Below are 12,328 nucleotides of genomic sequence, written 5' to 3' on the forward strand. Positions count from 1 at the left end.
GTCATAAGCAGATCGAACTCTGTACTAAAAAAAAAGAAGACCTGAGCGATAGAACGAATATCTGCATATTTAGAGGATACCTTCATGGAAATTGGTTCAATCTCAACAAACCGATACAATACAGCAGCTACAGGTGTTGCAAAAAACCCTCTTTCAGCATCTCAGACTCCTTCAGGTAATAAAGAAGTTCAAGTTCAGATCAGTCAGCAAGCAAGGGATTTGAGTAAGATCAGTACAAAACAGGCATACACATTAAATCCTAAAGAGATCGAGTATTATAAAAACAACCCAAGAGAAGCTGCTGTTGACGCAAAACAATTTGCCTATGGTATTAATTTTCTCCTTGTTCCAGCACCAACCAGCCCAAGAATCGCTGACCATAAGTACCTGGATGGAACACCGGTCACTGACACTAGCTACAGACCAAAATTCGAAGCTGAGGCTGATTTCTTCAGGCAACAGAGAATCGAATTGTATGAAAAAGAAAGGGCTGAAGGCACCTCATCTATTGAGATCATGAAAAAAATATTCGATCTGTATGCTAACCTGCCAGAGAGCTTCAAACTGAAGATAGGGTATATTTGAGATGGGACATTAAAAGGTGAGAATGCTGGTTCTCACCTCAAAAAATCCAGGATCAATTGTTACTTGTCCAGTTCACGATAATGTTATTTGTCATACCAAAAGGTACTGGCGAAATGTTACCGCTACCAGGCACACCGAAAGCAAAATAGTACTCTGCGTTTGCAGAGCGTCCCCGGAAAGCCTCACTACCAGCTGATTGATAGCCAGATACGTTTAAACAACCACCGATAGTATCGCAGAGATATACAATCAGCCCTGCCGGTTTATTGGCAATGTTCCAGTTCCACTGAACAAGAGTCACTGTGGCATTGGTTGGAATGGAAGTTGTAGATCCCATCAAAGAGGAAATATAGTACTGCCCTCTAAGATACATAGTCGGTCCAGTCACAGAGTCAGCCCATGCTCCAGTAATAGTGGAGGCGTTAAAAGGCTGTGCCATCAGACCAAGGGCAGGTGCAGCATTAGCATCACCAAGCAATTCAAACTTATGCTTTTTCATTGGGATGGATTCTGAAGCATTAGAAGTGATGGAGAACGTCAGAGAAGAAAAAATCAGAATCAACAAGCAAAAAAGTTGCGATTAAGCAATTTCATTGGTCTCATTCCTTTGAGATTTTAGGTAGGAATAAAAAAAGGTAACGGAATATTCCTGACTGATCAAGAAAAGCCACAGCAAAGAAGCTCCTACTACCAGAGGAGCTTTTTATGGCCACAGAGATTTTTAACTTTTTTGAACTCACGACTTCTTTTGACCTCAAACCCGAAGATGCTATCCGTCACTTTCAAAGCAAAGGATTAACCACCAGCTTCAGCTGGATGGACATGATCGGCGAAGAAAACGACGCAGCACTGACTGTGGCCAAGATGATGGACAACGATCTGCTGTCCACGGTTGAGAAACATCTGAACAAGGCCATCGATGACGGTCTCACCCTGGCCGATTTCAAACGACAGATGATCCCCAGACTGCAGAAAGCAGGCTGGTGGGGCAAAAAGGATGTGGTCGACCCGCTCACCGGCAAAGTCATCAAAGCGCAGCTGGGCAGTGCCTCCCGTCTGGAGAATATCTTCAGAACCAATCTCCAAAGCGCCTATGCGGTAGGTCAGTGGCAGAGCATCGATGCCAACAAGGAAACCGCTCCCTACCTGATGTACGACGCAGTAGAAGATCATCGCACCCGACCAGAACATCAACAGTGGAACGGCACTGCTCGACCCGTGGATGACCCTTTCTGGCAGACTCACTACCCACCCAACGGCTGGAACTGTCGCTGTGGCGTCATTCAAATGACCCGTGATGAGATGAAACAGCAGGGTATTAGTCTCTCACCCAAACCCAAGATCAAGAAGCAGTTATGGACGAACCCCAGAACAGGCAAGGTACGCAACGTCCCTACCGATCTTGACCCCGGCTGGGATCATAACCCCGGCAAACGCAGACTTGATCATCTGAAACAGGTCAAGCAAGAAAAAATCGGTCAGCTGACCATCGCCCAACAACAAGCCAACAAAGTCAGTGACCAGGCTATCAAAAAAGCCCAGCAAGCCTACATGACCCAGCTGGCAGCAAACCAGGCTCTGAAAAAGCTGGGCCAGTCAGAAATCGATGGTGCTTTTGAACGGCAGAAGAAGAAAACACTGGAGAGAGCTGCTCAGCACCAGCTGGATACTGCCATCAGTGAGAATACACCCTATCTGGCCAATGCTATCAAGCAGCTGAACAAGCAGAAAGGCAGTGCCGGACTCAGCTCCACAGAGCTATTAGCCAAAGCAAAAACGAAAGCCACCAGCATCGAGCAATCCGTACTCCTGAATCAGTACAAAAAAGCCAAGGTCAGTGACAAGCAGCCCAGTTCCAAAGCTCAGGCAGCCTACGACAACCTCCCGGGAGAAGCTCAGTTAGCCATTGACGATGCCATCGAATTAAAGACAGGCCAATATCAGGCAAAGGCAACTCTGAAAGACATTAAAGACAACCCAAAGGGACAGACACTCAAGCACCAGATACTGCAAAAGCTCGAGAAGTCAGGTGAGGCAGAAAATCTGACTCCGGTGAAACTGCTCCAGCTGGTGGAAGAACAATACAAACTTGAGCAAGCGAAGAAAGAAGTCGCTGCCAAGTTATCTGGCTACAAGAAAAAAGTGCTGGAAGGCAAGCTGCCAACACCCGGACAGCAAGCTGCTTTCAACAGCCTGGATGATGCAGCGAAAGATACGTTTCTGGCCAAAGTGGATGTGGCCAAGAAAGCTGCTGCCAGTGAGCCAGTAGTCACAGTACCGAAAAAGACAAAGCAAACCACCTCAAATCCGGTCGAGAAAACAGACCCAGCACCCACCACTGTGGAGCCACAGGCAAAAGCGCCGGAGTGGTCAAACCTTACCAAGATCGGCAACCAGAAAGGCTCCAACCCGGGAGGCATCTACCAGGACACAACGACAGGCAAGAAGTACTACGTCAAAGAACCCGCCAGCGAGGACATCGCTAGAAATGAAGTATTAGCAGCCAAGCTCTATGAAGCTGCAGGCGTAGATGTGCCAACCCTGCATCTGATGAAAGAAGGCAAAACAGTACGCATTGCCTCCGAGATCATAGAAGACCTGCAGCAGGATGGCAGTCAGCTGGCCAGCGGGAAAATTCAGGGAATCAACGACAACTTTATGGTGGATGCCTGGTTAGCCAACTGGGATGTGGCCGGTCTTGGTTATGACAACCTGCTCATCAAAGGCAGCAAGGCCATTCACATCGATGTGGGTGGAGCCCTTCGCTATCGAGCCCAGGGAGGTCAGAAAGGGCAAGCATTCGGCAAGGAAGTACTGGAAATTGAGAGCCTGAGAGACACGGGCATGAACCCTCAGTCAGCAGCGGTCTTTGCCAATGTCACCAAAGACGACATGGTGGCAGGTGCCAGGAGAGTATTCAGCCTCAGCAGTCAACAAATAGAAGAAATGGTAGAAGCCTACGGACCGACCACGAGACGAGAGCGAACCAAACTGGTCAACACTCTGCTGGCCAGACAAAAATATATCGCCAAGCAATTCCCGCAAGCCGTTCAGAAAAAACAGGCTCAGCCAGCAACCAGCACTCCGATCACTCGCCTGGAACATGAGCAGATCAAAAACAGTCGATCCAACGGTTATGCCATAGCCACTGACAAAGACGATATTGAAGACCACAACGTCCTTCTGTATCACAAGCAAAGCCCGGAAGGTAAACAGCAAACAGGTGCCTACTTCAAGCTCATGCCTGCTGCTATGAGAAAGCTGGAGAGAACACTCAGCCAGACTCAAGACGGCAAGCAGTTTGATGACCTTCATGGCTTAATCATCAAAGCGGTTAAGTCAGTCGCCCACAGAGCAGACAACGACATGGCACTGGAACCTCATGTTTTTGGATATATTGATGCTGCCATTAAACGATACGAGGAGATTAAAAAAATACTCACAGAAGACGTTGCTAAGAAACTTCGTCCTAATAAAGATTTGATGGAGTTCAATAAAAAGACAGGGCCCTTCATTAGTCAACTGTCGCAGGTTCGAACAAACCAGGTATCTGGCGAGATACCGAGCTGGGACAAAAACTTGGGATTCTACGAGAAGTTCACTATTAAACCAGCCAAGTCCGACACAAAGACTAGGAGCCTGACCGAGAACAGCGCAACCAGACCAACAGAAGTTTTCCCAAATCTTAAAATGAGCAAAAAATATCCAATTATTAGTGGGATTTTGCTCATTTTTGCATATTTATGCCTTCTCACAGCCTCTATGCTGCCTTTTTAGCCTCTTTCAAATCTTCAAGACGGATTGACCTCGTGGAAGCCGCTTTTACAAATTTTTTGATATTATGCGCAGTGCATACCAGTGAAAATTCCGCTGAAACTTTTTCTTTGCTGCGGAGACTGAACCCTCGGAAACCAGATTCTTTTATCTGTCCAAATGGTGGCTCCGCAATAACTTTACGACGCTCATATATGGCTTTCGCACCGGCTGTCTCCATTTTCTTATTCATAGCCTGACGTGCTTTTTCAAACTTATCGGTACGGATAACCCTGCCAGCCTCTTTCTTTGAATCACTGCAATTCCGACGATAAGGGCATTCCCTGCATACCGTCTTGTTTGCCCGGTAGCTTTTTCTTTTGCTTTTGCTGGCCGGGTTCGTTACCAGCTTTTCCCCTGCCGGACAGATAAATACATCAGCTTCGGAATCATACGCAAAATCCGCTTTGACAAACTTCCTGTCAGAGCTTTCAAGGTCGTCAGCGGCAGGCTTCTCCGCCTTGTCGGTTGCGATATAGGCATCAATCTCATGTCGCTCGACTGTATGTAAGTTTGACCCTGAAAAGTAACCATTATCCATACTCCACTTATCTACAGCCGCGCCATCAGTGGCTCCTGATAATGCCCTCAGCGCCGGCTCCACTTCCTGTACATCGTTGGCGTGTTGGCTGACATGCTGGCCAACAATGATCTGGTTATCGGAATCAACTGTAATTTGAGCATTGTAGCTGTACTCACAATACCCCTTCTTGCTCATCACGCGGGCATCGTGATCTGCAAAACTGATCTGCTTTTTGTCGTCTATTGGTTTGTCTGGATTTAAAGCTTTTTCACGTTCTTCAAGTGCTTTCTTGGCCTCTTTGATTTTTTTCAGGCGCTCTTCTTTAAACTGGAGGTCTTCAGGAATGCTGTAACCATTGGTTGCTTTGTAGGCGTCATCTTCTTCCTGATCACACTGACTGGCTTTTTTGATCAGCTCATCCACTTCGGCACTGAGTTCTGCCTCTTTCGCTTTGAGCCTCCCGTAGCTCATGGCCTTGTGTTTTGAGCTGTTGGCTTTGAACTTGGAGCCGTCCAGGCTGATATGACCCAGTGATGCCATTTTGAGTTCAATGGCCAGTTTGACTGACTGTTTGAAGCAGTCATGGAAAAACGACAGATTATCCTTACGAAAGTCACCAAGAACCCTGAAATTCGGGCAGTTCATTTGTGAGATATACATGAACGCCAAGTCTTGTCGACACCGTCGCTCAATCTCACGGGAACTGAAAACACCATGGCTGTATGCGTAGATCAGAATAGCGACAATGAGCTTTGGAGGGTATGCGTGCTGACCAAGGTGGTGATATTTTTTTTCGACTTCAGACGTATTAATGTTCTGAAAAATGCTTTCATAAATAAAACAATCATGATCTTTGGGAAGCAAATCGAAAACGTTGGTTGGGAACAGCAGATGCTGATCAAACTCAACAGGACTGTCCTTAAACTTTGGTGGTGGTGACATTTGGCATAATCAGAGTTGGTTTAAGGCTTATCATAACAGATAAGCCTATTCTCGGTCAGGCTCCTAGTGGCCTGCAGTGGCAGAAGAAGAACACTGAGTATGGCCTTTCAAGCTTCGACAGAGGTCACCAGAGACATGGGAAATCAAAGGAGTTAGTGGGTACCAGCCATTACGAAACTAAAGTGAATGGTGCCACCATACGCTTTTGGCCCCAGGGAGAATATGACGTGCGCTTTGCCCTGCAGGGCAGAGTGGAAATTGAGGTACCCGGCAATAAGCAGGACGATGCACTCAAGATCTTTGATGCCATCAATGAACTGGGCATAGACAGCCAGCGGACTTCTGCACTGGATATTGAGGAACTCTATCTTGATAAGCTGTCCTACATCCACAAGCAGGATAAGAAACTGTCCAACCTGACCAAGGGAATGGATGACCAGCAGGAACGCATAGATCTGAAGCTCAGTTCACTCAGCGAAACATTAGAGTTGGATCTAAAGAACAGCCCTTCCTATCAATCCATGGGGCAACATCAGGCATTCGGTCATGGTCGCAGAGTTCACTATCGACCTGAGGTTCTGGAAGACAAAGCCTTTAAAGGTTTTGAAAAGGACTATCGAATATTCCATGAGAATACTGCTGAGAAAAACATCGTTGAAACCCTGAAGAACGTGCTCAGCTCAGGCGGTCAGATGGTATCTACCACCGATAAAATCCGCAGAGGCATAAAGCTGGGTGGAATGTCGTACTCCGAAGACCTGTACTCTGGTGGTGCCAACTACTTCTTTACCAGGATTCGAAAAAAGAATACCGCATACGAGAAAGAGGGATTCGTCTGGAAATCAAAACAGGCAGCCAGAGTGGATGCCATATCCTACAGTCACGATGCCTACGGTCGTACTGCTGATCATTACGTTCAACAGCATAGAAAAACAGATATCAGGCAACTCAAAGCTATATCAAAAGAACCAATTAATTTGGTAAGTTTTTGAATTATAAGGCTGTGGTAGTATCTTCAGGTGCTAGTGTCCGAAAGGGCGTGGAAGTTCGAGTCTTCTCCTGGGCACCAATCCTCAAGATCTTGTCGTGTGATTCATGGCAAGAAAACCGGTAAATTCCCGGCTCTCTCATCTCTCTTCCTTTTTATTCTCTCTCATCCTTTACTTGCTGGTTTTTCCGGATTTGAGCCTTCTTCACTTCCAGTATTTTGTGGCCGGATACTAATCCTTCATGGTCAGGCAAGCATTTGGCTTTCAGATCGTGGAAGTACTATCTTTCTGTAAACAGTTCTGATGTATACCTGCACTACGCCAGTAAATCAGCGGCTGTCGTAGACAAGCCGCTGGATTTTGCTATTAAATGACGTGGTTATTTTTTGAGATGATTCACGATGATGGCAAGTGTTTCTTCAATCTTGTCAAAGCGCTTATCGTGCTCGTCGAAGCGTTCATCAATCCTGTCAAAGCGCTTATCGTGTTCGTCAAAGCGCTTATCGTGTGCGTCGAGTCGTTTATCAATCTTGTCAAAACGCTTATCGTGTTCGTCAAAACGCTTATCTTGTTCGTCAAAACGTTCATCAACTCTCTTAAAACCTGCAAGTGTTGCTTGTGTCAGTGCCGAAAGATCAGATTTAACCCTGATAACCTCAGATTTGACCCCTGCAATATCCAACTTTAAGTCTGCAATGTCATGCTGGTTAGTCATAGCAATGCTCTGTGTGTCTGCGCAAACCTTCACCAGACTGTGCATGTTAGCGTCCATCTGTCTATGTTGCTCCTCAAGTCTTTCAACTCTTGCCTCAAGGCTCATACATTTACCTTTACAGTTTGTTGTGTGAGCGATGAGCTTAGTAGACAATCGAGAATGTCACAAAGGCACTTGGCAAAATTATTGACCGCCTGTTCACAGGCATCGGTTGATGCCCAGAGCAGGGTGGCATTCATTGCTGTTAAAAGATTTTTGACCCGCCCAGTGTGACCTGCATTATTTTGACATCCTCCACGACTGATTCAAAGAAATCAGTGGTGAAGGATGTCAAACACTACAATGTCTGACTACGCAGACCAGGCTCCTTACCCGCCACCTTGGTGCACAGTTGTATTTCATTGGCAGACAAAAAGTTGCCTGTTTGCTTTATAAAGCGAGTACGGATCAGTGCAGACCTGCTTAAGAAATGACATTATTTACAGGCAATCCCTAATGAAGTGCTGAAGGCTTTTTATAAAATGACATGTTATTCATTCCGAACCTCATTCGGTATTATCAACATGATAGATTTACTGCAAAACACTACAAGCCAAGCCATGACCACCACCTCAGATTTTTACCAGAAAAATGCGCTGCAATTTTATAGTTCAACTGTTGGCGTTGATGCTCAGGAACTTTATAAGTTTTTCCTACCATTGATTCCCAATGGAGGGCATATCCTTGACGCTGGTTGTGGTTCAGGCCGGGATGCCAGAGCTTTTCTTAACCGGGGCTACAAAGTCACTGCATTTGATGCCAGCGCCAATCTTGCAGCAATGGCCTCTCAGCTAACGGGTCTGACAGTTCAGACTTGCCTGTTTGATGAGTTTCAAACAAAACGACAGTTTGATGGAATCTGGGCTTGCGCCTCCCTGCTTCATGTTCCTTATTCAGATCTCGCTGCAACCATTAACCACCTGGCTGGTTTTTTGGTCCCGGGCGGCTATTTTTACTGTTCCTTTAAATACGGGCGGGGTGAGGCATTACGGGATGGACGTCATTTTACGTATATGGATGACGCTCTATTACAAAACATGCTGAGCTCAACTGAGCTATGGATTCACAACAGCTGGACCACCCGTGACCTAAGGCCAGAAAGAGCCACTGAGCAATGGCTAAATGTAATTTTAGGCCTGAATGATTAAAAGATTCTCGATCCACGAGGTTCGGGCTTTTTCCAACTATGCAGAAGTTGAAATTTAGCCTGATCGTAGCTGTGCTGGAGGAATGCTTTACGTAATGCTTTTGTTTTGCCTGTTTGTTGAATCAAAGTCTCTCTGATAGGCAGATGGCTGTTGATAAAATACTCATTTCTGGCATGAAGTCTGTACAGATAGTCAATATGTGGAAGCTGAGCAAACTTACCATCCTCCCCTCTGTTATAGCTCTGACAGGCAAGAACAAGGTTCCAGATACCATCAATAGTGGGTATGTACTCTCTGATTGACCATGGAAAAAAATGGTCTACATCAGCAAGGTCGGTCGCCCCTGATTGAATGGATATATGATCAAAACAGTAAAAACATCTTCCTTTCTGGTAGCCGTTCAAGCTGTCTCTGGAGCTGGTAATGTTTACCCTGCGGTCATTCAGATGAGTGAATAGTTGCTTGCTATGGTGGTCATGCTCAACACGCAAGAGATTTCTTGCAAGGCCTGACTGCCAAGCACTTTCTACCAATCGCCAACGAGCATCGGTTTCGGGTTTTATGCTGTTTATGGCTTCTGATGCCATGAGGGTGTAAAAATTTTCTGTAAGTCGGATGCCTTTGTTAGTCGTTTTACGCTCATCTATGAAAAAGCGTTTATCGACTTCACGACGATTAACATTGTGAAAGGCGTCAATGACATTTTGAAAACCGAGTCTTACTGTTTGGGCACAGAGATAATCCTCATCAACCCTACCAAGATTGAAATCTGAACATGCTGACAGAAACTTACTGGATCTTGATGTCGTCTGTTTTGGTGCCTCTTTCAGATGCTCACAGATATGGCGAGAGAATGGGCCTGCCAGCTGTTCCAGAGAGATAAAATCATCGCTTGAGTTGGACAACTCATAAAGAGAACAGGCAAGGGCAAATTTGTAAGAAGCTACATTGTTGCCGAAAAGAATAATGCTGCGCCAGTAATTATCAAGCGAAGGTTCAACATCGTAAAATTGAGACACTGCACCCCCCAGATCGTCCATAAATATGTGGAAAGGCATTATTTAATACTTTTTGAAGTTATAATTTTATATGTAATTATATTTAATTATATGTAGATATTGCTACACAAGTACCAGGTAGCCTTCGGATCGATTTTTGATTAAAGAGGTAAAGGAAATCAGCAGTAGAAGGTGTTACTGATGAACTGAGCTCGATTTTGGCTCTCTTGAAATTTTTGGAAGATTCCCGTTGGTGAGTTTTACAGAGTGCTTTGCTGAGTTCTCGCAAAAGACAAATGTCGTTCACTCTGATAGATGCTGACTATGCTATCCGGCCTTTTTCGTAGGTATGTGATCGCGATTCATCCCAATATTTTAAAAAGAATGTTAATCACCGTAGAAACCTGAAACTGCCACTGACAGAGCCGCGCTATCGCTTTTCTTCAGTAGCTAATCGTCTTAAGCCTCCAATGAAGATGCAGTTGTAATGGCGACCTGCTTTCAAAAGAGGCCAATGTCACAGGTTTTCAGGGTGTCTGGTCGCTTTGGGTTCTATCATCAGCTTCATAAAGGGCTGACAGGACTCAGGTTAGATAACAGGCATTGTTCAGATACTTTGCCCTGATATTATTCAGCACCTGATCACCGGATAGTGTTTTGCCCTCTGACTCATCTTTAGCACCGAAAGACAATAGCTTCAGCAGTGCGATAGTTTCTTGCCTGCGCTCTCTATTCTCAAAGGATTCAATGATGTAAACCTTGCCATTTGGTTTCAAGACGATTCGCTCTTTCAAGTCCGGGTTAGCCGCTTTCTTTTTACGAAGCTGAACGGTTCAATTCTCATCACTTTGCCTCTTGTCTGTGGCCTATTGGTCCATATATATCTTTTACTATCGGGATGTGACTATTTACTCTTGCACGGCTTTAAGCTTTCATCGATTAAAAACCATCGGGCCTACTCTAGAAAGACTTGGCTTTCTAACCTGGAATCTTCAATGGAACTTAATACCTGGCTGACTTTTCTGGCCGCAACCATCATTATCAGCTTAACGCCGGGAGCCGGTGCGGTTAATACCATGGCCAACGCCATTCGCTCAGGGCTGATCCGGACCCTGCCATCCATCATGGGACTCCAGGTCGCTCTGATTATATTTCTGATTGTCGTCGCTGCCGGTCTTGGGGCCATCCTTGCAGCCTCAGAGACACTGTTTACCCTGATCAAGTGGACAGGCGCTCTTTACCTGATTTTCCTGGGCATCATGAAATGGCGTGAAGCACCCAATGAGTTTTCGGTCGAAAGCCAAATCCGCACCAGCAAGAAAAAATCCTTTGCCAGTGCCATTCTGGTGAATCTGACTAACCCCAAGGCCATTGTTTTTCAGGCGGCTTTCCTGCCGCAGTTTATTGATCCTGCTCTGACACTCTGGCCCCAATACCTGATTATGGGAATCACTATGATCCTGGTTGATAGCCTGGTCATGCTGGGTTACGCCAGCTTCGCCCTAAAGCTGATGCCATTTCTGAAAAAATACGGGAAGCTGCAAAACCGACTGTTTGGCTCAATGTTTATAACCTGCGGCGGGCTTCTGGCTGCCAGTCAGCGATAACTGTTCCAACGCACTATGGTCAATGTCTCACAAAAGGAAGAGGAAACCTCCGGTTTCGGAAAATACCTAGCCATGGATAATAGGAATCGTCAGCAGGGAACAGGACGTTCGTAAAGTCAGGAAGACTTTAGCTGACAAGGATTATTTCAGGCAGGACGCCTCGGGATACTCAGGAAGACTTGAATACCGCAGGAAGCGGACAAAGCAGGAAGCTTTGAAGTCAGCATTCAGATGGGAAGTAAATTGAGGCAGGACGCCTGAAGTGGTCAGGAAAGACCAGGATAGCAGGATGCTCGTTTCAGAGCAGGAAGAGGTTTCACAAGGATCGTACAAAAAGCAGACCGCAGGGTCTGTTTTTTGTACCCGGTGTTATTGACAAAGAACCTGCTCATACATATTATGCACCTCGTTCTTTGCCGGTATAGCTCAGTTGGTAGAGCAACTGACTTGTAATCAGTGGGTCCCGAGTTCGACTCTTGGTGCCGGCACCATATATAGCAAAGCCCGTAGCGTTAGTGAACACTACGGGCTTTTTGCTTTCTGAGCTTTTGCGCCTGCTAATGCGCCCTCTTTCCGTCGGAATAGGTCAACACTAGATTAGGGGAAGGTTATCCAGTGCCTTCTATCACATATACCCAACCCACTCTATACGTCTTAAAATGCCTTAACTGCTCAAACACACCCTGATACACTTCATTAAAAACAACCGGAGGATAGCTATTTTTTTGAAGCAGCATGATCAGCTGAACCCCCAGAACTGATTTGAGATTATTCAGGTTGCTCCAGTCTGGAAAGCGAACCTGCATCCAGCCCGATCTCAACACTAGATGCCAGCACCAAACACCAAGAAGTCGACGTACATACAGTTCATTTTTTATCAAACTTTGCCACTCCCATTCTCTTTATTATCACTTGTACAATGATCCCACTATTCAAGCTTTTCGCTCATATTCAGGCTTATTTTCGTGG

11 protein-coding genes and 1 tRNA gene are annotated in these 12,328 nt (G+C 45.8%); 6 read left to right on the forward strand and 6 right to left on the reverse strand.

Features of this window, described 5'->3' with window-relative positions; translation table 11 throughout:
- Positions 1-84 precede the first annotated feature (84 nt).
- Positions 85-585, forward strand: coding sequence for a hypothetical protein (locus ACO6V5_RS18370; RefSeq protein WP_422136333.1), 501 nt, complete (start codon positions 85-87; stop codon positions 583-585).
- Positions 586-637: 52 nt separating this feature from the next.
- On the opposite strand, the gene ACO6V5_RS18375 is transcribed toward ACO6V5_RS18370, so the two are convergent.
- Positions 638-1,150, reverse strand: a complete 513-nt coding sequence (locus tag ACO6V5_RS18375) for a flagellar protein FlhE (RefSeq protein WP_422410876.1) — start codon at positions 1,148-1,150, stop codon at positions 638-640.
- A gap of 140 nt (positions 1,151-1,290) precedes the next feature.
- On the opposite strand from ACO6V5_RS18375, the gene ACO6V5_RS18380 reads away from it, so the two are divergent.
- Positions 1,291-4,362: a phage minor head protein gene (locus ACO6V5_RS18380; protein ID WP_422442066.1), complete on the forward strand. Its 3,072-nt coding sequence runs from the start codon at positions 1,291-1,293 to the stop codon at positions 4,360-4,362.
- Here the strand turns inward: ACO6V5_RS18380 and ACO6V5_RS18385 are convergent.
- Complete coding sequence (locus ACO6V5_RS18385) at positions 4,346-5,863, reverse strand: IS1182 family transposase (protein WP_422492107.1); 1,518 nt, start codon at positions 5,861-5,863, stop codon at positions 4,346-4,348. The two genes, ACO6V5_RS18380 and ACO6V5_RS18385, sit on opposite strands and share 17 nt — an antisense overlap.
- 227 nt (positions 5,864-6,090) lie before the next feature.
- On the opposite strand from ACO6V5_RS18385, the gene ACO6V5_RS18390 reads away from it, so the two are divergent.
- The gene (locus tag ACO6V5_RS18390) at positions 6,091-6,855 is read left to right on the forward strand and encodes a hypothetical protein (RefSeq protein ID WP_422442064.1); all 765 of its coding nucleotides are present in this window, start codon (positions 6,091-6,093) and stop codon (positions 6,853-6,855) included.
- A 376-nt stretch (positions 6,856-7,231) separates the two neighbouring features.
- Here the strand turns inward: ACO6V5_RS18390 and ACO6V5_RS18395 are convergent, their stop codons facing one another.
- A complete protein-coding gene (locus tag ACO6V5_RS18395) occupies positions 7,232-7,672 on the reverse strand; it encodes a hypothetical protein (RefSeq protein WP_422409749.1) in 441 nt (146 codons plus the stop codon).
- A 458-nt stretch (positions 7,673-8,130) separates the two neighbouring features.
- On the opposite strand from ACO6V5_RS18395, the gene ACO6V5_RS18400 reads away from it, so the two are divergent.
- On the forward strand, positions 8,131-8,754 hold the full coding sequence (locus ACO6V5_RS18400) for a class I SAM-dependent methyltransferase (protein WP_422409747.1): 624 nt from the start codon (positions 8,131-8,133) through the stop codon (positions 8,752-8,754).
- On the opposite strand, the gene ACO6V5_RS18405 is transcribed toward ACO6V5_RS18400, so the two are convergent.
- Positions 8,751-9,812 carry an HNH endonuclease domain-containing protein gene (locus ACO6V5_RS18405; protein WP_422409745.1) on the reverse strand — a complete coding sequence of 354 codons (1,062 nt, stop codon included), beginning with the start codon at positions 9,810-9,812 and terminating at the stop codon, positions 8,751-8,753. The genes ACO6V5_RS18400 and ACO6V5_RS18405 overlap by 4 nt on opposite strands.
- A 524-nt stretch (positions 9,813-10,336) precedes the next feature.
- Positions 10,337-10,528 (reverse strand): hypothetical protein, encoded by a 192-nt coding sequence (locus ACO6V5_RS18410; RefSeq protein ID WP_422409743.1) that lies wholly within the window; start codon positions 10,526-10,528, stop codon positions 10,337-10,339.
- A gap of 219 nt (positions 10,529-10,747) precedes the next feature.
- Between ACO6V5_RS18410 and rhtB the strand changes: the two genes are divergently transcribed.
- Together rhtB and ACO6V5_RS18420 are read left to right on the forward strand one after the other, a co-directional pair.
- Positions 10,748-11,359 (forward strand): homoserine/homoserine lactone efflux protein, encoded by a 612-nt coding sequence (gene rhtB / locus ACO6V5_RS18415; RefSeq protein WP_422136325.1) that lies wholly within the window; start codon positions 10,748-10,750, stop codon positions 11,357-11,359.
- Positions 11,360-11,774: 415 nt separating this feature from the next.
- Positions 11,775-11,850 (forward strand) — tRNA-Thr (locus ACO6V5_RS18420).
- A gap of 117 nt (positions 11,851-11,967) precedes the next feature.
- On the opposite strand, the gene ACO6V5_RS18425 is transcribed toward ACO6V5_RS18420, so the two are convergent.
- Positions 11,968-12,165, reverse strand: a complete 198-nt coding sequence (locus ACO6V5_RS18425) for a type I restriction enzyme endonuclease domain-containing protein (protein ID WP_422137057.1) — start codon at positions 12,163-12,165, stop codon at positions 11,968-11,970.
- Between the last annotated feature and the right edge of the window lie 163 nt (positions 12,166-12,328).

Source organism: Endozoicomonas sp. ALD068 (genome assembly GCF_049310145.1).
GTDB lineage: Bacteria > Pseudomonadota > Gammaproteobacteria > Pseudomonadales > Endozoicomonadaceae > Endozoicomonas_A.